The organism is Blautia fusiformis (assembly GCF_020686995.1).
GTDB classification, from domain to species: domain Bacteria; phylum Bacillota; class Clostridia; order Lachnospirales; family Lachnospiraceae; genus Blautia_A; species Blautia_A fusiformis.
Window position 1 is genome coordinate 151,645 of record NZ_JAJEPT010000005.1, and the last position, 20,207, is coordinate 171,851.

A 20,207-nucleotide genomic window follows, 5' to 3' on the forward strand; every position below is an offset into this window, starting at 1 on the left:
GCAGAGTGGGTTGAAAGTAGGTGAAAAACGTGGCAACACATTTAGAATATATAACGAATCAGAAATTCAACAGTAGTTTTAAAAATATGCTACGGGATTATTATACCTATGGCTTCAAAGATAGAAGCGAGTATTCAGTTTCACGTGGTACATATGACAGTGATCGGAAGCGATTGAATGATTTCCTGAACGACTACATGGAGTGGTCAGAGATAAAAAAACGGAAAAATCCAAAAAAAGGAATAGAAGAAGGAAAACATATAACTTTTGTTTCCTGTGATTCGCAATCTATGAGCATAAACCCGTTTCATAGAGTCTATCGGTTTTGTGGAACAGATCGTCCAGCTTTTATGTATTACTTCTTTCATACATTGGCAGCACTGAACAGTTTGTTTCAATTAGAAGATGGAACGGATACGCTAAATATTTATGGTTCTGCTGCAGCAAGATTTGAAAGCAAGGTTAATATTCAAGAAAAACTTGTAATCCGAGTAGTAAAATCTATGCATGTGGGACAGGAAATCGAAGAACAGTTACAAGGATATTATAGTAACGAAGATTTATTAGTAGAAAAGGCAGAAGATTTTGGATTTTCGGATGAGCAGATTCGTAAACTAAAGATAGTAATTCGTGCTGCTACTATCAGAATGAAAAGCTCTGATTTGGCAAGGTTTTATGAACAGAGTTTTTTTGACGAAGATGATTGTAACGCAGGAGAAATCGATAAAGAATCTCTTGTCAAGAATGTAAATAACAGATTGCAGCGTCCCTATAATATTGGAGTGATTCAGTGTGATCAAAATAACTCAAAACTTATTTTTTCTTCGGAATTACTTGATGAATTCCGGAATGGTATTAATAAGATTAACACTCCGGTAGATGAAGAATATTTGAAATATGAATTGGTAAAAGCAGTCGAAGAATTTTCTAAAAGCAAGCAGGGAGATCATAACTGGTATCTTTCAAAGTTGACAATTAAACGACTATTGGAAGCGGGATGTAAAGCAGATGATAGATTTTCTGATCACATTCGATATGCCTTGGATTTTTATTCTAAAACATATTTGTTTGGCGAGATAGGTACCTTTTTATTGGACCGAATGAAAACAAGTGATAACAGTTCTATTAGAATTAAGCATGAATACTATATGCATTCGCTAAATGACTATAATGCTATTGATTTGATGGCTGCAATCGAGAGCAATGAATGGTGTTTGATATCATATAAACGAGATGATATTGAAACTACCATTCTCTGTTATCCTTTGGAATTAAGAATTAGTTCTATAAATGGCAGAGAGTATTTGATGTACTATGAACCATTCAAAAGAAGTTGTGCGCCTTTAAGGCTAGAGTTTATTGAATCCATTCAATATTACCACGACCATGATGTTAAAAAATGCATGTCTACATATTTTACAGATGAAGAAATCAATGTGGATATTGATAGAAGTATTAACAAGGCGAAACTATTAATGGAGTACACATGGGGAGTTTCGTCAGGATCAGTGCAGGAACGGAACATTGATAGATTGAATTCTATATTCCGTGAACTTCATGTGCGAATCAATTATAACAAGGACACAGATTACTATATTCTGAATCGGATTTATAGAGAATCCAGAAATGGAACAATTGTTGTAAATGAAGAAGACGGATATATTGATTTTGGTGTAGTGGTAGCTGATATAAAAGAGGTTATTCCGTTTGTTAGAAGTTTTTATTCTCGAGTTATTTCCTGTACTGGATATGATGATGAAGGCTTTTCTGTCGAGATGGACATTAAACAAATTGTCGGTCGGGTAATTAACAAAGAGTTTGAAGACGAGACGGAGACTTCGAAAGTTGAAAGAGAGATATGGCGAACAGATGAGAAGTTTTTATCATTACTGGGTGATGGTATAAAGGCTACGGAACACGATAAACTGTTCAATGAAATTTTTAGTGCCTATTATCATATTTTTGCTGCCATATTCTGTGAAATTTGTAGTCATTCTGGTGGATACACAGAAAAAGAACTTGAATCATTGTGTAAGACAGTTATGTATCAATACCAGGATGAGTGTGGTCCAGAAATGTTGGGAATATCTTTCAGGGAGGGAAAGACTTTTGTTGAATTGTTGAAAGATGGCGGGTTCATGCTAAAAGAAACCCTGAATAGAACAACAATTTACAAATCTAAATATGAGACATTATCCAAAGTTGATATGTATCGTGATGTCATTCCATTGTCAGAAGTAGAAATTCGCTGGATTAAGACAATCGTTGAAGATGAAAAAATTCATTATTTTCTGAGTGAGAAAGAAATCATCTCTATAAAATTACTTTTGGCAGAGATGGCAATTGATATAAGACCATTTCCGATGGATGTAGTTAACTATTATGATCGATACAAATTCTCGCCAAAAAAAGAGTGGAAAGAGAGTACCGTGTTGGTTCCGTTACTTGACGCCATTAGCAGCGAACATATTGTGAAAATAAAATATATTTCCAGTAAGAAAAATGTTGTTTCCGGTAATTATAAGCCAATATTGGTTGAGTATTCGAAGCGGGATAATTGTTTTAAGGGCTATTTCCTGTCATGTAGAAGAAAAGAGGGATTGAAGGTCTATAATCTATCACAATGTATATCTATTGAGGATATAGGCAAAACATTTGATTCTGATGAAACAAAAGCTTTCCATGAAGCATATCGTGAACAACAAATGGATAAAGTTGAGATTGAATTTGAAGATAAACCAGGATTTGCAGATCGTGTATTATCAGAGTTTTCTCCTTGGAAAAAATGCTGCGAATTCATTTCTGAAACTGGAATCTATCATTTATCCATCTTTTATCAGAAGCAAGATGGCAAAGAGATGGCTCTTCGATTATTGAGTTTAGGTTCAGCCATTCATCTGGTGGATTTAAATCACAGATTGTCAGTTATTATTCAGAGTAAATTGAGAGACCAGATGGAACACATTAAAAAATGTCCGGCAAAGGAATCGTCCAAAGGTGAGAAGGCTGGTGTAGCTAGATGATGAGAGAACAGTTTGAATATTCGTTAATTAATCCGCTGTTATTTTGGTCATTAAAGACGAAGGATGAGGTATCAGTTCTTATTGGAGAAACTGCTGCTGTAATGGTTGCTTTTGATCAACGAAACCCACATCACTGTTACGATTTGTTTTTACACACCATGCATACAGTTGCAGGAATTAAGGAAACTGCACCTGCATTACTGCGGGTAGCAGCTTTCTTTCATGATATTGGAAAACCAATTGTTGCTATGGAGAAGCAAGGCAGATTGGTTTTCTATGGCCATGCACAGAAATCAGCAAAGGTGGCATGCCCTATTTTGAAGGAAATGGGATATTCCGATGCTGATATAAAGGAAATATGTTTTTACATTAAGCATCATGATGACTTTATTTCCTGGGTTCTTCCAGAAGAAGAGTATAATCGTGAGAATATGTATTTAGTACCGATTACTAAAGAAAATATGCAGAAACATATAGAAAAGACTCTGAAAAAGATTGATATTGATGATTTTCAACCGAACAAAGAGAGCTGGGAACAGATTTTGGAACTTTGTTATGCTGATGTATCGGCACAGGCGGATGTAGTTATTCAGGATGGAATGATTATTGATACAAAAGAGCATAAGCTTAGTAAGATAAAGGCACTCAAAAATTGCCTGATGTGAGGTGATCTTAGATGACTTATAAAGAAATAATAAAGAAACGAGACTACTTTCAAGATATCACATGGATTCATCTTTCAAATTGTTTGAAAGCATTTGAAAATAGAGAATTGCTGTCTGCGTCTATTTGGTCGTCAGTGTTTGTGGAATCGATATTAAAAGACATTTTGACAGTTCTTCTTAAAGTGAATGTGAGCACAGAGGAAATCAGCTCTTTGATTGCTCGATTGAGAAATACATTGAACAATGGATCGTCAAGGTTCGAACTGACATCTACTGACTCAACGGCAATTGAGGATATTATGAGGCGGGCAGATGAAATCCGGCTGAAAAGAAATCGTTTGGTACATGATACCGGTATGGAAAACAATTATTTGGACTCGGATGCAGATGATATTTACAAAAATGTCAATCTGATTATCGAACGATATTTAAAAACAAAAGTAAGCAAGGCGATTTTTCGTAAAAATAAAGATATCGCTGACGAGGTGGTAAACACACAGCAAGAAGCAAGCTTTCCTATGTTTATTAGTACTATTACTCCACATACATTCGAGCAATCGGAGTTTATTGAAGAGTTTTGTAATAAGCTTAAAGAGATTGGAATAAAGCCGGTTCGCTGTGTAATGACTGATTTTGATCGTAGAAATCCGATGGAGAAAGCAAGACGTTGCATTGAAGGCTGTCATGGGATTATTGTGTTAGGTCTTGAACGCAGTCATGCGTATTTTTATAGAGATAAAGAAGGTTCCGAGAAAGAGTCCGAGGCGATGCACCGTAGGTACTCGTCGGCTTGGTTGCAGTTAGAAACTGGAATGGCAATAGGAATGGGGAAAGATATTTTTGTTCTTTGCCAGAAAAATCTTTATGGAGATGGTATTTTTGATCGCAACTGGAATAGCTATACACCAGTTGAACTTGAAATGCCGTTAGACATCAACGATCCAATGATTAAGGAGACGTTGCGTGTCCTTGAGTCGTATAAAAAGGAAATTGAAGCGAACAAATAATTAGTTATCGGTTACATACTGATAGAAGGCTTATTGTGAAGCCTTCTGGTTATTAGAACATCTTCCGACGAATATTACTGAAAAGATTCCGATTGATATTCTGCTAGAAATCAAGTCAAAGAGGGATAGAAGCTATTCAATGCATTTCAGCATTGATGGCGAGAACGAATATTTGGAAGATACACTCTATTATTTGGATCAGTTGTTCAGAAAGTATGTTCCGGATATGGAGGTATTGCTTTCAGATTTCTGCAACAATATTCCCAGTGGTTTTGATTTGAATTGCATATTCGAAGATGATTTTGAATAGCAAGCTGTCACACAATGGTAGGGATGTTTGCTGAATAGGTGCTACTATTACTTACTTTTCGTGTAGCAGTACATTAGCTCACTTCAATTTTATATGTGCCTTTAAAAGAAGTTTACAAAAAAAATCGTAGACTTCTTTTTTTGTACCTTTTTTTCCGATACGAAACTGAAGATATTTTGAAATTTTTGTATTCTATACCTGTACTTCAGAGATGAACGTACCGCCTGGTGGCTGGGGCGTAGAGTTCAGCTGACAGCGACCGCAAAACGGCTAAAGGTTTACGGGATGAAACACCGACGTGTTAATAATGATTAAAAAATGTTGTAAAGAATGAAAGGAGAAAAGTCCATGCGTACTGAGGTTGTTGGGGAAGATATGGAAGGAACCGATATTGAAGCGATGATTGCTCATCTTGCAACACGACTCGGTATTACAGACGACTCTGATGATGAGTCTGAAGGGGATATTAATGTAGCTTCTGAAGAAATCAAAGTGAATCCATTTGACGGAAAGCAGGAAGGAGGTGCAGCTTAATGAATATTATTGAGAAGAGCTCTAATGGAATCTCTCAGGTTTCAGCTGATGCAAAGCTCATGTCTAATCGCAAAGTATTCATTGAGGGTGAAATCAATGCAGAATCTGCGTGTGAATTTGTGAAAAAAATTATGATTTTAAATATGCAGGATTCGAGCAGATCGATTGACCTTTTAATTAATACACCTGGTGGTTGCATTAATTCCGGAATGGTATATTACGATGTTATTCAGGCGAGTAAGGCGCCTATTCGTACATTTTGTATTGGCAGAGCCTATTCTATGGGGGCAGTTTTACTTGCTTGTGGTAATCGTCGATATATACTTCCCCACGGAGAAGTAATGATTCATGAGCCTTTGCTTGGAAATTGTGTTGGAGGAAATAGTTCGTCGATCAAATCTATCGCTGAATCCCTGCTGGAAACAAAACGTAAAATGAATCAGATTCTGGCAAAACATACTGGACAGACAGAAGAAGCTGTGGAGAAAGCAACAGGATATGATCACTACTTTGACGCAGAAGAAAGTCTGAAATTTGGTTTGATAGACGAAATTGTGGATTTTGGAAAATTGTTGGAGGAATGCTAATGAGTAGTACAGAGAGAATGATTCTTGGAAACAATTGCATTTACAGTGGCAATCCGAAGGAGACTGGATTGAATCGAAATGTACTCATCGTTGGGGGGACAGGAAGTGGGAAAACAGTTTCATTTGTTGAACCAGCTCTTATGGAAGCACTGAGGGTCACAAAGCCAAATAATAAAATTGTGATTCTTACTAAGCGAGATTTGGCTGATAAATATATGCTTTTATACAAGACTGCGGGTTTTAAGGTTTATGATCTCGACTTTTCAAATCCAGAAAAAGGGAATTGCTGTTATGATCCCCTGGCATACGTCAAATCAGAGGAAGATATTTCTGATTTATGCCATAGCATTGTAATGGCAAATGAGCGTAAAGAGCATAGTACAGCAGATCCTTTCTGGGACGATAGTTCTGAGCAGTTGTTAGGTGCAGAGACTGGAGAAACATTGATGACCAAGGATGAACCAACTTTTGCGGATGTACTAGACTTGCATTTTAGCTTGAAAATCGAGGAGTCTGGATGCGGCATTACAACTTCACTTGATCCTGTATTTAGGAAAATCGAAAAGGTGGCACCTGATTGTTATGCGATTACATGCTGGAAGACCTTCAAAGAAGCTGCTCCGAAAACGGCAAAGTCGATTTACGTTTCTATGAATCCAACATTAAGAGCATTTACTTCCAGCATTAGAAACAGTATGAGAACCAAGCCGTCCATTAATTTTAATAAGTTTACGAGCGAGAAATCCATTCTTTTTATTACGACAAGTCCTGTTAAAAAGGCACTTCATGGCCTGGCCAACATTTTTGTATCACAGGCAATTTCCGAGTTATTCACAATTGCTGATGAGAGTGAAACGGGAGTGTTGCCTATACCTGTGGATATCATCTTTGATGACTTTGCCACCGGCGCAAAGGTGAGCGAAATGCCGGAGAAATTAAGTATCTGTAGAGCGAAAGGAATTGCTTTTCTCGGAATTCTTTTGCAGTCAGAATCTCAGCTGAAAAGGATGTACGGTGAAGCTGAGGCAATCGAAATCATAGACAATTGCGATAGTTATGTGTTTTTCGGTGGGAATAACTATGAGACAGCGAGATCACTTAGCCTGAAGCTCAATGTGCCGCTAGATGAAATTTTATATCTTCCAGTCGGACAGATTGTAGTATTTCGCCGTGGACAGAGGCCTGTATTCTCTACGAGGTTCGACACTTTCAATGACGAATTCTATAAAGAGATAACTCAAACGAAAAAAACCAATCAGCGATCAGAGGAAGATCGTTGATTGGTATAAATCGATAACTATTCTTTCCGATACCGAACTGAGTGAAATCAGAGAGTTTAGTATGATTAACTTATGAAAAGCAAAGGAGTGTGAAGTAAATGGGAACATTGATGGAAATCTTCAAAAAAGTAAAGGAGCCTCTGGTAGAGGAACGAATTCCGGCAAGATGTAGCGTAACCAAAGAATCCTTTGATATCCTTTTGGGACATGAGAAAGGAAAACTCACCATGCTTCGCGGAGAACGAAACTACAACGTGGATGTAGCGAATAGTTCAAGAGATGGTGCTAAAGCTGAATATAAAAAGATTAATCTGACGAACGGACTTCAGGTTGGACGAACGTATCACTGCCCTGTCTGTGGGAATAAGGATATCGTTCGATGTGGTAAGTGTAGACGTGTTACCTGCTATGACGGAAAGGGGCACTTTACCTGTGCATACTGCGGTAATTCTGGCAAGGTATCTGGAACTATGGACAGTATTGAGGCTTATGACAGCAGTGGTATGAAGCAGTCTGGCATAAAGTATTACCCTGGCGATAAGGTGGTGTGAGATGATATTTGCAAAAAAGCATAGAAAAGAGTATTTTGAGAACTTTTATTTCCGATAGCAAAATGAGAGCTTTTTCCGTATTTGATATAACAAACATGTAAGTAGTCGAGAGACAACAACAGATAAGAAAGAGGAGGAAATTCAATGAAAGCAACACTTGAGACCGTAACAGGCGTAACCATTAACCGTGATATCGATACAGCAGACAGCCCTATGGGTATCATTCGTAAGTTTTATGAAGAGGATGCAACTGCAGCAACGCAGATTTTCTCGAACCAGAAGGCGATTGATCAACTTATGGATGGACATATCGATGAGGCGAAGTCAGCATTCGAACTGCTCAGTATCGAGGGTGATTCTATCAAAGCAGACTGGAAGACAGCGTTGTGTAATCAGCCGGCGATCAAGGAAGAGATGGCACACATCGAGAGTGAGGGTCAGGTTCCAGCATTTGTGGTAAGCGTATCCAGTATCGTTGCAGCCAAGTAATTGGTATCCAGGAATAAAAGATAACAATTTTTTCTTCCGATGGCGTAAGGAGGGCGTTGTCGGAAATTGATATAACGAATATGTAAACTGTCGAGAGACAACAACAGATAAGAAAGAGGAGGAAACTCAATGAAAGCAACACTTGAGACCGTAAGAGGCGTAACCATTAACTGTGATATCGATACAGCAGACAGCCCTATGGGCATTATTCGTAAGTTCTATGAAGAGGATCCAACTGCGGCTACGCAGATCTTTTCAAACCAGAAGGCGATTGATCAGCTTATGGACGGACATATCGATGAGGCGAAGTCAGCATTCGAACTGCTTGGCATCGAGGGAGATTCGATTCGTGCAGATTGGAAGACCGCACTGTGTAATCAGCCAGCGATCAAAGAAGAGATGGCACACATCGAGAGCGAAGGTCAGGTTCCTAAGTTCGTGGTAAGCGTATCTAGTATCGTAGCGTAAGAAGGAGGATGAGAGTATGATGAAAGATTACACAATGGACCTTACTAAGATTGCAGCAAGTATTGTGATTGATTGCCTTGGATCCGGCCTTACTTCCAATATATATTATAGTGCTGACGGCAATTCGATCATTATGGAGTTCAATGGCTATCCACTGAAAAATTCTAATCGTACTGGTAAGGTGTATGTACAGTTCCCTAGATCTACTTTTTACGTAAGAAGGGGTAACGTACACTACACTCCGATTCAGCAGGCACAGTGTAGATATTATCAGGAAAGTATGGGAAATCAGTTTGCACATCCGCATGTGTACAATGATGGACATCCTTGCTGGGACAACAGTAAGAGAGAGAGGCCGGTAGACTTTATTGCTAATATCATTGAAACCCTTTCTCTTCAGAACGTCACAAAAGATTCTGTTACAGTCGGTCTTTGTGCATCCGGTATCATGGGGGTAAAGATGGAAGCCCTCAAGAATGCACAGGCACAGCAGAAGAGAGTAATCAGAACTTTAAAGTGCAAGCCAATTATTTCTGATCGCAGAAAGCTTGAGAGCTATGTTAATAAACGTTGGTGCAGTAAGATTACAATGCTCATGAATGCAGCCTAAGGGAGGAGTTTGAATGAAAAGAGATATGAATCAGAACACTATGTCAGGTCAGAAGGCTGACATTATTATTGATAAATTAGCAATTGGTAAGATTAACGGCATGATCTACCGCGATCCAATGCATGAATGTGGCGGAATTCTTCTTGGTAATATTTCACAAGATGTCGTTACAGGTAAATATACCGCCCATGTTTGTGACCTGTATGAAGAGGAAAGAATTGGTACATCGAGTACATTTGAGTTTACAACCGATTACCTGATGAATGCAGTGAAGTATGTTAAAAAGAACTGTCCGGATATGCATATCATCGGAAACATCCATTCCCATGCTCAGTATCAGGCATTTTGGTCAGGGGTTGATCATGAGATGATGCGTCAGTCCAGAGACAACAGTGTCTATATGGTAGTTTCTCCACGCTACGGAACTTGGGAAGCCATCTTTAAGAATATAGATTTTAAGTTTTACGAGTGCAATATGTTCGTTGCTGATGCGGCAGTCTGTGAGCATATGTTTGCAAAGTGTGTGACTCAGAATGATGAAGAATATTTTGTGGCAGGAAAGAAGGTAAAAAAGTCTGTATTTCATACGACACGTAATTATACGGAAACTCAGAAGGCAGAGATTGATAAAAGATTTCTGCATTCGATTCAGGAACTGGCAGGAAAGAAGGTTCTGATTGTTGGCGCCGGTACTATTGGTAATCTTCTTGTTGAGTATGCAATGAACAGCGGTGTAAACGATATTACGATTGTGGATATGGATGCCTACGAGTATTGGAATTTGCCTAGATCCAGTATGGTTAATGAGACCTCGCTGAGACGCCCTAAAGCACTGGAGCTTGCTAAAGCTGCGGCTGAAAAAAGTTGTTTCTCAATTAATGTAACTGGTATCAATGCTAATATCTGTGATCTGGGTTGGGGATTTTTTGAACAGTTCGATTTGGTGCTTTCACCTGTAGATAGTGCTGCAGTTCGTCACTATATTGATCGTGGCTGCAAGTTGTATCATATTCCACATATTACCTGTGGAACAGGAACCATCGGCGATCAGTTTACGGGAAATGTAGTAAGCTTTCCTGCTGATTCAGTCGTGGATCTTGAGTATGTCTGGGGAAATGGTTATCGTCAGACGCTGGAAGAGCGCAGAAGCTGCAGTGATATTCCTGATGAAACGCAGGCGCAGGTTATGGGATTTTCGGCCCAGATTGCCGGTATGACCATGGATCTTGCTTTGAACTATCTGCTTGGAAAGAGTGAAGATGTGAAGACCGCATGGAAGTACATCCTGAATTCAGTTGGAAATGGATTTGTTCGTGACAAGGCAGCACTCAGAACTTTTAAGTACGGAAAACTTCCATCTAAAATCAAGAGTGAGTTGTTTGACGTATTAGCAGAGAACGAAGGGATTCGTTGCATTGAATTTGACAGAACGCATCCGAAGCATGAACTATGGGAGAAGATGAATGCAGTTTTTTCGGAAGATATTCCTTTATATAGACTTGATTTGGAATGGAGTTTGAATATTCCTGTAGCCTACAGAAGTACCGATGCCTATGCCAAAATCGAAGTACCGGAAGGTTGTGATGTGGATCCTGTTCTTTGGCAGCTCCCGAAAGAGCATATTTATCTCGTTGAGGGCGATGCGCATGATTATCTTGTGAAACTGTGCTTTACGGATAAGGAGGCGGAATAGAAAGAAGAGATGAATAATGAAGGGGAGAGGTCAGAAAGGAGGTCCCTCTCCTTTGATTTGTAATATAAGAAACGTTAAGGCCTATCAGATACTAGCTTTCACAAAAGAGCGCAGGAGTATAGCAAATTTGCAAGAAAAGGAGAATGAAAAAAGATGAAAGATTACAATTTGATTATTGCTGAGATTGCAGCGAGCATCGTAACTGACTGTTTAGGTGAAAGTTTGACGGCTAATACATATTATTCTGCTGACGGAAATTTCATTATTATGGCATTCAGCGGATACCCACTAAGGGGATCTGATCGAACTGGCAATGTTTATGTACAGTTTCCGAGAAATACCTTCTATAAAAAAAGAGGAAATGTGCATTTTACACCAATCTATCAGTCTCGGTGCAGATATTATCAGGAAAGCATCGGTAATCAGCTTGCGCATCCGCATGTATATATTGATGGTCATCCTAGCTGGGACAACACAAGGAGAGAGACTCCTTCCGACTTTTTGACTAATGTAATTGAAACGCTTTCCTTACAGAATGTCACTGAGGAGTCTATTGAGATTGGTCATTGTTCGTCTGCAATTATGGGAATCTCTAAAGACGCTCTTAAAAACTCTCAGGAGCAGAAAAATAGAGTAATGAACGTTTTAAAGTGCAATCCTATTATTTTGAACCATGAGAAACTGAAGAGATATGTAAATCAAAGTTGGTGTGACAAACTTATGACATTCTTTAATGGTGGTGTGGGTACAAAAATAGTATTCGAGAATCTTCTAGGAATAACTGTTGTATGTGAGATTGATATGGAAGATAGTCCGATAGATATATTGAGGAAATTCTGTGAGGACGATCCCTAAATAGCAGTACATTTTTTCGCATCCGCTTATGCATTTTCACGTTTTGTGAAATTAGATTTTGCGGAATCTGTAATGGAAAACTCATGTTTTGAATTACTTACGATAGATGGAGATACTATCAAAGCGAATTGGAAATCAGCTTTATTAAATCAATTAGAAATCAAAGAAGCGATGGAAAATATAGTAAATGAGGATCAGATTCCTACCTTTGTCGTTTGGGCAGATCCAACTTATTAATTTGTGAGGACAAACATATGGATAGAAGCGAGTATATTCGCCAGAATGTTGAGCAATTTCATAACAATACTGCAGCTAGCCGCTACCAGCAGCCGGGGGTGACTGATCAAAGTGCAAAGTTGAGTAATGCTGGTTTCAATAAGCTGATGGATTCTAGAGGGATTAGTCAGGAGGCACGTAGTGATCTTAAGAATTCTTTTTCATCCAATAGCAGAATGGAAGTTCGTCATGCTCATGCAGGAGAACGTTTTGTTACAACGCATGGCATAGAGAGCAGTTCCGGAGTATTTGTAGCAAAAGAATCATTAGGAAACACTCCTGCTGACAGAATCAACAATGGAGCATTGCCGTATACAAATAATGCAGAATTTGAGACTACCGTAGAGCTTGGAAGAGATCAGAATCTGATAATTGGAGAAATTGCCCCACAGAGCAAGTTTTCTATGATGGATCCAGAGCAGCAACCGCGTGAGGGTGGAGCAATTCAGGTTGTGACAGATGGTGGTTACCAAAATGGTGCAGTAATCAATCGAGATGCAAAGTTTCCGGCGGTAATTGAACAAACGGAAGAAAAATCTGAATCGAAAGATAGTGCGGTTCAGCAAGAAGACATGCAGATGGAGAAAGGAAAAGCGCCAATGGAGAACAGAAGCGATTTCGAGGAATCCTTTTTAGATGCAGAGCAGGACGTTATTAGTACACAGGATATGGATGCAGGAGCTATGTCAGATGCAAATACAGATGGGATTGGAAACGAATAAATACAGAAACAATGAAATAGTATAACCTTTTCTTCCGATATACCAATGAGGGAGAAAACGTATTTTCATATAATCATTTTGTAAACAGCAGATAAGAGTTTATTGAAAGGAAGGAATAAGAGATGAGTAGAAGAATCGCGATGATTACACGTTTACCGGAGCATCAGGAATGCACTTTCTGTCACTGTTTTTCACAGAATGGTTATATGCTCCGTGATAGCAATATGGCCAGATTTGTCTGTGAGGAGTGTTATGAAACAAGCGGCAATAGAGACTATCCACTCGCAGCAAAGATAGTTGAACTGAGCACGAATGCTATTGAACAGATTGCTCCGGAAGGCAGAAAACCAGGCTTTCATGCTGGCTATCTTATGGGAAAAAAGGAAGTTACTGATGCTGGCTATAAGATTGTAGTAGAAAAAATGATTGATAGCGTTCAGGCAGGCAAAGGAACCGCCAATTTTTTTACCAAGGATGATGTTATGAATCTGAGAAAGATTTCCAGAGCAGAAGAAATTGCTATTGTAGGCCTTTATAGAACAAGTCCAAGTGGATCTCCGGATTTTAATCTTCTGGACAACAAGACTCTGGATGATATGCTTATGGATATCATTTATATGATCGTTGGAGGTAACAGCGAGATTCAGATTGCAGTTAAAGATAAACATAGTCAGGTTGACGAGATTGGAGTGATTCTTACATGAGCAGATACATTGCCAAGAGGGTAGCACTAAACACAATGAAGGAATGCAAGCAACCGGGATGTGGGTGTTTTACACAGAAAGGTTATTACATTCAATACCAGAATGGCAATGTTGACAGTATGCTGTTTGTTTGCGAGAGCTGCTATGACGAGAAGTTCCGTGAAAAATGTTATGCAGGAGATTTTGACGAGGAAAGATATATCGTCAAAGAGAACACATCAAGATATCAGCCGATTAATCTCCTGCTAAGATATCTGATTCGCTGGACAAGGAAGACGGCTAAAACAGCAAGAATTGCTACGATACTGGCTGTATTGATTCTGGTGACAGCATTTGGGCTGAAAGAACATCCTTCAATACGGACAGAGCTGAGCATGCCTCAGCTGCATGCACAGTTAAATACAGATGTGCATTTTGCTTTCCACAATTTTGAAAGGCTAACCGATAGATTGGAAGCAATTGCAGGCCAAATGACAAATGTTTTCACACATGGAGGAAGAGAAAATGATTAACAAGATTCTTGAACGTGGTTTTATTGCTCTGGCAGCTTATTCCTATATTTTTGCACTGATCAGCCTGATCTTATTTGTTGTTGCAGTGGTTGCTAACGCATTTATCAAGAACGGAAAGTTCGATGTGGTGGAGATCCGCAAACTTCTTTTCAACAACATGATCTTCATGCTGGTGTTTGCTCTGCTTGATTACTTTCTTGTATAGGGAGGCATGATATGGTTTGTAACACACTCAGAGCGGCTGCATCTGTGTTAGCAGAACATATGGCAACGAAACGTGACCAGAGTATTTCGGTTAACGTGATGCCAGAGGTTATCAGAAGGGGATCTGTTCTTCACGAAGTGTGTGAGGCAGACCCTCGATTGATTTTATGTATTAAAACACTTCAGCTTCAAGTTGAAGATTATGGCTTGTGGGCAAAACTGATACTTCAAGTCGAATATACAAATACTCTTTCTTCGTCGGTAGTGAGGGTTGAATCGATTTCTGAACTGCGAGAGGCGACAATCTATGCGGCTAGCTTACACAGAAGAAATTTGCTTATTGTGTATCCGGCTCACCTGCATGAGCAAATCCAGGGAAAGAAAAGTAACCTGCTGGAATCTCATCAGCTGTTGAATTGTTATGTATCAGGACTATCGTCCGAAATAAAGCGAATGGAAGAATGCAGATATATGGCGCAGGTCATTCGTTTTCAATATTCCTGCAGCTACAGGGAATGGACAGACCGAAAAGCAAAGATAACAGAAAAGATCAACGAGATAGTTCGCCAGGCTAAGCTGAGTGGTATCGAGGATTGGAAAAAAGCATATGCGGTTGTCCGATATTGTGTAAACAACTGGCACTATGGGCGTATAGAAAACTCTACGAAACTCGAATATACCGCGTATAGCGCAATCATAAATAACACGGCTGTTTGTATGGGCATATCTCTGGCAATCTGTTCCATCTTTAAAGAGTTAGGAATTCCCTGCAGGTATATACGTGGAACACGGAATGGAGAAGGGCATGCATGGAATATGGTATTTCTTTGCGGTGGTTGGTTTTATATAGATGTCACTGATGCAATCTGCAGAAAAGATCCTCTATATCATTGGGGGATGGTTCATCTTCTAGATCGATCAATTTTTGAAAATAGTTCTGAGGTACTTTCCTGTAATTGTACTCCGGAATTTATAAGAAAAATGACATGTTAGAAATATTGTTAACTGTTTTTACCGATATGCGAAGGACGATATGTTGGCGTTTCGATATATTGATAGTGATGTTAGATAACAGTTTTTAGAAAGGGTGAGAATGGATGAATGAAATCATGAGTTTGATGAATCGTGACATCAGTGGTTGGATGTGCTCGGGAGATGACGAAGCAGTAACGGCTATTGTCTTTAAGAAACTTCTGTATAAGGCTGCTGAGCAGCATTTTGTGCAGGTGGTAATTGCTTCCGAAGATATGCTTCCGGCTGTTTCTCAGATTGTTGAATCTGATTCAAGAAATAAAGGTTATCTGCCTTCTTATGCACATCGGTACTTCCCTGCTTTTTCAGGCTGTGATGTCGATATGAAGGAAAGAATGGTGGAAATCCTGAAAAGGTGCCGTGTTGATCAGGAAAAAGCTGATGATGTGATGGCGTATATTGATTTCCTGACAGAACTTGAGAGTGAAATTGGGGAGGCCCATCATACCAGCGATGAGGCACTTCTACAGAAGTACCTGCGTGCCTCTGCTGTTGAGAGAGCACTGAATACAGCAGTTGTTAACGGCGAAATGACACAGGATGAATGCAGAGATTGGTTTGAAGATTATTCAGATTGTTCTAGTGGCCGTATTCATTTGAAGAGGATTCTGAATCGCCTTGATCGTAGTTTTTCTTTGAAGAAGGATCGCAGTAAATCTATTTCTACGCTTGGGCAGGGGGATCGGCTCTGCTTCATCATCAAATCTGATATGAGTGAAGAGATGAAAGAACTTTTGTTTGAGATGATTGGATGGGACATTCTGGAAGCAAAACGAAGCGGCAAGCAGGTAAGTCTGATGGTGTTGGAGGGATGCAAGAAATATGGTAATGAGCTTCTTCGGCTTTTGAATGTTTCCTCGTCCGATATTAATTTTAACTTCTTTGCGAAGGATTATTTCTCGGGACATACAGCTGACTGGAGTGAACAGATAGATGAATATTTCCGAAGATACATATACACAGCTCATTCAAGGATGGAAAGCTGCGAGGAGATTTCGTCGAAGAGATTTGGACAGATTCCAGTAGTGCGAAATTCGTATGCCTGCGATCGAGACAGAAGGATTTCAAATAACCGAGTGCTGGACCGGCTTCTGGACACTAATCGAGTGGACCACTACGTGCAGCATGTTCCAGTATGGGAAGCTCAGTATCGTAAAGAGGAAATACATGATATGCAGAAAGGAATCTGTTTGGTTCAGGCAGATACCTTTGAGGGTTATGTTGACTTACGAAGATAAGGAGGAAAGAAAATGAGTATGGACTATAGTGGAACTCCTGGAGAATACATTTACTCACATAATGCTACTGGTAAGAGTGCTTCAGGAATCATAGCAAATGGCTCTACCAGTGAAAGAGATCTTGGTGCACAGAGAAGTGCGGGAGGCGCAGATCGTCAGGCAGGAGATCAGGGCGGACACCTTATTGCTGATCGCTTTGGTGGCCGAAACGACCCAACAAATCTTGATGCGCAGGCTGCGAATGTCAATCAGAAGGATCAAGCGAATGTGGAGAGAAATGTTGCCAATCTTGCAGCAAATCCGAACAACACGGTTTCTATGAATGTTTCCAATTTTAACAGTGTCGGTGAACGACCGGATGCAACAATGATCAATGTAGGAGTTCAGGATAACACTACCGGTGCCATTGATGAGCAGCATATTTCTTTTCAGAATGCTAGTCATGAAATGCAGCAGTCTTGGAATGATACCGCCAATCAGGCGGATCAGACGGTTGATTCATCGCAGAATGCTGGCATGACGGATGAACAAATAGATATTGCTAATGACTTATGTGGTGCAGAAGATGATGTCGATGACAGACTTGGTAGCGGATGGGAGCATACTGATTTTGATACGTCCTTTTTGGATGCCGGAATCACTGAAAGTGAAGCGCCTGCAAGTGCCGAAGTATCTTCCGGTGAATCAGAAGGAGCAAGTGAAGGTGTTGGAGAAGATAACTCTGGCGAAGGAGGTAGTGGAGGAGAAGATGACGGGCTTGGAGAATAAAGTTCTGTATGTTGACATGGATGGAGTCCTGGCGAGGTGGGAGGACGCATCTTATAGAGATGTGTCCTCTGAAGGGTTCTTTCTTTCCAGAAAGCCAGAGTTAAATCTGATTGATGCAGTACGTCTTATCTTTGAGTTGGATATGGATGTACATATTTTAAGTTCAGTGCTGGATAATGAATATGCGATCAAAGAGAAAAAAGAGTGGCTAAGATTTTGGCTGCCATGGTTGCCAGAGTGCTGTTGTCATTTCATTTCCTATGGGAGCGTCAAGATGCCTTTATGCAGAGAGAAGATTGCTTACCTGTTGGATGACTATATCAGAAACCTTGTTCACTGGAGTGGTGTGGGCATTAAATTTTGTACAGAATACAATGATAGTCGTGGATCATGGGACGGGCATAGAATATATGCCACGGATACACCCCCGGAAATGGCCAAGAAAATACTTATGATAATGAAGATGGATTATAAGGGAGGATACGGTATGTTACAGATGCAAAGTAGTGAAATTACCTTACTGGAAAGACCTAATGTGGAGAAAAACAGTAAAGCACCAGTGATTCAGTTAGCACCAGGTTTCATGATAGATGATTCTATTCTTGAAAAACCAACACTGTTGATTGGACAGGTATCAAGTGGTAAGTCCTATTTACTGCGCAATGCAATTATGCCACGAATTTTTAGTGACATGAGAGCGCAGGATGCCGCAGTGATCTTTGCAACCAAGAGAGAGATGATTGATGGATTCTATCATCCGGAAAACGGAGATCTTCTTCTCGAATATAATGCATGCAAACCAGAGTGTATCTGGAATATTTTTGCAGAGATGGAAGCTTCAAATGATCCGGAGAAGACACTGGTTGAGCTTTGTGATGTCATGTTCTCCAAACATAAGAATACAGTACAGCCTTTTTTTACCAATGCACCAAAGGATATGTTCAAGTCCTTGACGATGTATTTGTATGAAAATTATGAGCTACAGACCGGAAAGAAGCCTACTAACAGTACTCTGATCGGATTTTTTAACACGGTCACACTTAAGGATTCTGTGGTGAATGATAAAACTAGAAAAGGTTTATTAACCCTGATCAAAGAGGTGACTAGACTGCATCATTTATCGGATTACCTGGGAGAAGGTGGCACTGCGCAGGCTCTTGGTGTGCTCGGCGAGCTGCGAACCGTGTTAAAGGAAACATTTCAGGGAGGTGCTTTTGTAAAGCCGGGAACATTCTCTGTGAGACAAGCATTAAGAGAAGGTAAGAAGGTATTTCTGCTTTTCAATTACGCAGAGAGCACAGAGTCAAGTATCGTTTTCTTTGATATGATCCTCGACCAGATGATCAAACAGAGTCTTGAGGAAAATGATCAGAAGGTCTGGTTCTTCCTGGATGAATTTAGCCTTCTTGGCCATTTACAATATCTTCAGTCAGCCTTAGCCTACGGCAGAAGCAACGGCTTTAGGTTGATTGCAGCGGTTCAGTCAGTACAGTTACTGGAAAAAAATTATTCAGAGAGTGAAGCTAGCTGTATGCTGGGGCTTTTCCCGAATGTTTTTTGTTTCTTTACCAGTGACTACAAGAGCAGACAGTTGTTGAGTAACCGATACGGAAAAAATCTGGTGTCAGTAATAGGCTATGGCGGTGGAAAACCAGAGTTAAGAGAACGTAGCGTGATCCAAGATGCGGATTTTTACAAGATTGCATTACCGGGTGACTGTATTGTTTCATTAGCTGGCTATTCTCCGTTTTTCTTCCGTAACCATAGGAGATAAATTTTGAATGTGAGGTGATTAAGATGAAGCGAAGAGGATACATTATATCGGCAGTATTGCTGGTGATTGACCTGCTGTGTTTCGCTTTCGGAGGTGTATTTATTGCTCTGGCGGCAATTATCTATGCTTTGGGAATTGGTGAGCATATCGCCCGGGTAAAATACAGAGTGATTCCATGCGACCCATCTTTGGGAGTTAAGCATGCGAAGCTGGATAATTGTTATCAGAGAGTTAGGGAGAAAGTCGCGGCTGAGGGCCGTAACCTTCCTAATAACATAAAGGTGTGCCTGATTCCAGGAGATGAAATGAATGCTTACTGTTTTGGCGCTAGAAGTATAGGCGTGACAGAAGGAGCCTTAAATCTGGACAATAGGACCGTAGAAGCCATCATTGCTCATGAGCTTGGTCACCTTACGAATGGGGACAGTGTGCTGAACATGGTACTTATCGTAAACTGTCTTGGAATCATAGCTGTCCTTGCTTTTTATCAGTTTGCATTGATTGCCTGTGTTTACATCATTATGGTAATCTGCTGTATGATGGGCTTGTTTCGATTCTCGTTTGCATCCTACTTTATTACAAGCAAGATTTCCGGCTTGATTCGGTTTGTAATGGAAGCAGCAAAGACTATCGTTCTCCAGGTGAGCAGATTGGTAATTTCTGCACTTGGGCGTAGAAGCGAATTTATGGCTGATCGTTTTGCAGCAGACATGGGGTATGCATTCTATCTTAGAAGATTCCTGGAACGCTTTGCACCAGATACAGGAGCATCAGGCCAGACCTTTTTATCCGTATTATATGATACACATCCGAGTTTGGCGCTTAGGATACAACAGTTAAATAGCATTGACAAGCAGAGAATGCTGCCGTGGGCATAGAAATCAATCCAGAGTACAGAGTTAAAA

Annotated in this window: 22 protein-coding genes; all 22 read left to right on the plus strand. The window is 39.9% G+C overall.

Annotated features, from left to right (window positions below; genetic code table 11):
* Window positions 1-29 precede the first annotated feature (29 nt).
* The gene (locus tag LKD46_RS06355; protein ID WP_110103890.1) at window positions 30-3,023 is read left to right on the plus strand and encodes a WYL domain-containing protein; all 2,994 of its coding nucleotides are present in this window, start codon (window positions 30-32) and stop codon (window positions 3,021-3,023) included.
* The gene (locus LKD46_RS06360; RefSeq protein WP_110103888.1) at window positions 3,020-3,688 is read left to right on the plus strand and encodes an HD domain-containing protein; all 669 of its coding nucleotides are present in this window, start codon (window positions 3,020-3,022) and stop codon (window positions 3,686-3,688) included. The genes LKD46_RS06355 and LKD46_RS06360 overlap by 4 nt, the downstream gene beginning before the upstream one ends.
* An 11-nt stretch (window positions 3,689-3,699) precedes the next feature.
* On the plus strand, window positions 3,700-4,695 hold the full coding sequence (locus LKD46_RS06365) for a hypothetical protein (RefSeq protein WP_110103887.1): 996 nt from the start codon (window positions 3,700-3,702) through the stop codon (window positions 4,693-4,695).
* A 658-nt stretch (window positions 4,696-5,353) separates the two neighbouring features.
* Window positions 5,354-5,539 carry a hypothetical protein gene (locus LKD46_RS06370; RefSeq protein ID WP_110103885.1) on the plus strand — a complete coding sequence of 62 codons (186 nt, stop codon included), beginning with the start codon at window positions 5,354-5,356 and terminating at the stop codon, window positions 5,537-5,539.
* On the plus strand, window positions 5,539-6,126 hold the full coding sequence (locus LKD46_RS06375; RefSeq protein ID WP_110103884.1) for a ClpP family protease: 588 nt from the start codon (window positions 5,539-5,541) through the stop codon (window positions 6,124-6,126). The genes LKD46_RS06370 and LKD46_RS06375 overlap by 1 nt, the downstream gene beginning before the upstream one ends.
* Window positions 6,126-7,406 (plus strand): type IV secretory system conjugative DNA transfer family protein, encoded by a 1,281-nt coding sequence (locus tag LKD46_RS06380; RefSeq protein ID WP_158526493.1) that lies wholly within the window; start codon window positions 6,126-6,128, stop codon window positions 7,404-7,406. The genes LKD46_RS06375 and LKD46_RS06380 overlap by 1 nt, the downstream gene beginning before the upstream one ends.
* A 98-nt stretch (window positions 7,407-7,504) precedes the next feature.
* Window positions 7,505-7,957 carry a TerY-C metal binding domain-containing protein gene (locus tag LKD46_RS06385; protein ID WP_110103881.1) on the plus strand — a complete coding sequence of 151 codons (453 nt, stop codon included), beginning with the start codon at window positions 7,505-7,507 and terminating at the stop codon, window positions 7,955-7,957.
* Window positions 7,958-8,101: 144 nt separating this feature from the next.
* Window positions 8,102-8,446, plus strand: coding sequence for a hypothetical protein (locus tag LKD46_RS06390; RefSeq protein WP_110103879.1), 345 nt, complete (start codon window positions 8,102-8,104; stop codon window positions 8,444-8,446).
* A 129-nt stretch (window positions 8,447-8,575) separates the two neighbouring features.
* The gene (locus LKD46_RS06395; RefSeq protein ID WP_110103878.1) at window positions 8,576-8,914 is read left to right on the plus strand and encodes a hypothetical protein; all 339 of its coding nucleotides are present in this window, start codon (window positions 8,576-8,578) and stop codon (window positions 8,912-8,914) included.
* A gap of 16 nt (window positions 8,915-8,930) precedes the next feature.
* The gene (locus LKD46_RS06400) at window positions 8,931-9,524 is read left to right on the plus strand and encodes a hypothetical protein (RefSeq protein WP_110103876.1); all 594 of its coding nucleotides are present in this window, start codon (window positions 8,931-8,933) and stop codon (window positions 9,522-9,524) included.
* Between the two features lie 13 nt (window positions 9,525-9,537).
* Complete coding sequence (locus LKD46_RS06405; RefSeq protein WP_110103875.1) at window positions 9,538-11,217, plus strand: ThiF family adenylyltransferase; 1,680 nt, start codon at window positions 9,538-9,540, stop codon at window positions 11,215-11,217.
* Window positions 11,218-11,370: 153 nt separating this feature from the next.
* Window positions 11,371-12,072, plus strand: a complete 702-nt coding sequence (locus tag LKD46_RS06410) for a hypothetical protein (protein ID WP_110103873.1) — start codon at window positions 11,371-11,373, stop codon at window positions 12,070-12,072.
* Between the two features lie 72 nt (window positions 12,073-12,144).
* Entirely contained in the window at window positions 12,145-12,309 is a 165-nt protein-coding gene (locus tag LKD46_RS06415; protein WP_158526492.1) for a hypothetical protein, read from the plus strand.
* Window positions 12,310-12,326: 17 nt separating this feature from the next.
* Window positions 12,327-13,070, plus strand: a complete 744-nt coding sequence (locus tag LKD46_RS06420; protein ID WP_110103872.1) for a hypothetical protein — start codon at window positions 12,327-12,329, stop codon at window positions 13,068-13,070.
* 122 nt (window positions 13,071-13,192) lie between these two features.
* Window positions 13,193-13,774 carry a hypothetical protein gene (locus tag LKD46_RS06425; RefSeq protein ID WP_110103871.1) on the plus strand — a complete coding sequence of 194 codons (582 nt, stop codon included), beginning with the start codon at window positions 13,193-13,195 and terminating at the stop codon, window positions 13,772-13,774.
* The gene (locus LKD46_RS06430) at window positions 13,771-14,286 is read left to right on the plus strand and encodes a hypothetical protein (protein WP_110103870.1); all 516 of its coding nucleotides are present in this window, start codon (window positions 13,771-13,773) and stop codon (window positions 14,284-14,286) included. Before LKD46_RS06425 ends, LKD46_RS06430 begins: the two co-directional genes overlap by 4 nt.
* Complete coding sequence (locus LKD46_RS06435) at window positions 14,279-14,491, plus strand: hypothetical protein (protein WP_110103869.1); 213 nt, start codon at window positions 14,279-14,281, stop codon at window positions 14,489-14,491. The genes LKD46_RS06430 and LKD46_RS06435 overlap by 8 nt, the downstream gene beginning before the upstream one ends.
* An 11-nt stretch (window positions 14,492-14,502) precedes the next feature.
* Window positions 14,503-15,483 (plus strand): transglutaminase-like domain-containing protein, encoded by a 981-nt coding sequence (locus LKD46_RS06440; protein ID WP_146207175.1) that lies wholly within the window; start codon window positions 14,503-14,505, stop codon window positions 15,481-15,483.
* Window positions 15,484-15,587: 104 nt separating this feature from the next.
* Complete coding sequence (locus LKD46_RS06445; protein ID WP_110103868.1) at window positions 15,588-16,760, plus strand: hypothetical protein; 1,173 nt, start codon at window positions 15,588-15,590, stop codon at window positions 16,758-16,760.
* Window positions 16,761-16,772: 12 nt separating this feature from the next.
* Complete coding sequence (locus tag LKD46_RS06450) at window positions 16,773-17,528, plus strand: DNA/RNA non-specific endonuclease (protein ID WP_110103867.1); 756 nt, start codon at window positions 16,773-16,775, stop codon at window positions 17,526-17,528.
* On the plus strand, window positions 17,497-19,302 hold the full coding sequence (locus LKD46_RS06455) for a type IV secretion system DNA-binding domain-containing protein (protein ID WP_227573941.1): 1,806 nt from the start codon (window positions 17,497-17,499) through the stop codon (window positions 19,300-19,302). Before LKD46_RS06450 ends, LKD46_RS06455 begins: the two co-directional genes overlap by 32 nt.
* Before the next feature lie 23 nt (window positions 19,303-19,325).
* Window positions 19,326-20,180, plus strand: coding sequence for a M48 family metalloprotease (locus tag LKD46_RS06460; RefSeq protein WP_110103865.1), 855 nt, complete (start codon window positions 19,326-19,328; stop codon window positions 20,178-20,180).
* Window positions 20,181-20,207: the final 27 nt, after the last annotated feature.

Bases quoted from the DNA above. Each gene is read 5' to 3' on its own strand.
- LKD46_RS06365 (WP_110103887.1), top strand. From the start codon at position 3,700: ATGACTTATAAAGAAATAATAAAGAAACGAGACTACTTTCAAGATATC.
- LKD46_RS06395 (WP_110103878.1), top strand. From the start codon at position 8,576: ATGAAAGCAACACTTGAGACCGTAAGAGGCGTAACCATTAACTGTGAT.
- LKD46_RS06415 (WP_158526492.1), top strand. From the start codon at position 12,145: ATGGAAAACTCATGTTTTGAATTACTTACGATAGATGGAGATACTATC.
- LKD46_RS06400 (WP_110103876.1), top strand. From the start codon at position 8,931: ATGATGAAAGATTACACAATGGACCTTACTAAGATTGCAGCAAGTATT.
- LKD46_RS06390 (WP_110103879.1), top strand. From the start codon at position 8,102: ATGAAAGCAACACTTGAGACCGTAACAGGCGTAACCATTAACCGTGAT.
- LKD46_RS06420 (WP_110103872.1), top strand. From the start codon at position 12,327: ATGGATAGAAGCGAGTATATTCGCCAGAATGTTGAGCAATTTCATAAC.
- LKD46_RS06375 (WP_110103884.1), top strand. From the start codon at position 5,539: ATGAATATTATTGAGAAGAGCTCTAATGGAATCTCTCAGGTTTCAGCT.
- LKD46_RS06380 (WP_158526493.1), top strand. From the start codon at position 6,126: ATGAGTAGTACAGAGAGAATGATTCTTGGAAACAATTGCATTTACAGT.
- LKD46_RS06410 (WP_110103873.1), top strand. From the start codon at position 11,371: ATGAAAGATTACAATTTGATTATTGCTGAGATTGCAGCGAGCATCGTA.
- LKD46_RS06440 (WP_146207175.1), top strand. From the start codon at position 14,503: ATGGTTTGTAACACACTCAGAGCGGCTGCATCTGTGTTAGCAGAACAT.
- LKD46_RS06370 (WP_110103885.1), top strand. From the start codon at position 5,354: ATGCGTACTGAGGTTGTTGGGGAAGATATGGAAGGAACCGATATTGAA.
- LKD46_RS06360 (WP_110103888.1), top strand. From the start codon at position 3,020: ATGATGAGAGAACAGTTTGAATATTCGTTAATTAATCCGCTGTTATTT.
- LKD46_RS06425 (WP_110103871.1), top strand. From the start codon at position 13,193: ATGAGTAGAAGAATCGCGATGATTACACGTTTACCGGAGCATCAGGAA.
- LKD46_RS06435 (WP_110103869.1), top strand. From the start codon at position 14,279: ATGATTAACAAGATTCTTGAACGTGGTTTTATTGCTCTGGCAGCTTAT.
- LKD46_RS06385 (WP_110103881.1), top strand. From the start codon at position 7,505: ATGGGAACATTGATGGAAATCTTCAAAAAAGTAAAGGAGCCTCTGGTA.
- LKD46_RS06460 (WP_110103865.1), top strand. From the start codon at position 19,326: ATGAAGCGAAGAGGATACATTATATCGGCAGTATTGCTGGTGATTGAC.
- LKD46_RS06405 (WP_110103875.1), top strand. From the start codon at position 9,538: ATGAAAAGAGATATGAATCAGAACACTATGTCAGGTCAGAAGGCTGAC.
- LKD46_RS06430 (WP_110103870.1), top strand. From the start codon at position 13,771: ATGAGCAGATACATTGCCAAGAGGGTAGCACTAAACACAATGAAGGAA.
- LKD46_RS06445 (WP_110103868.1), top strand. From the start codon at position 15,588: ATGAATGAAATCATGAGTTTGATGAATCGTGACATCAGTGGTTGGATG.
- LKD46_RS06450 (WP_110103867.1), top strand. From the start codon at position 16,773: ATGAGTATGGACTATAGTGGAACTCCTGGAGAATACATTTACTCACAT.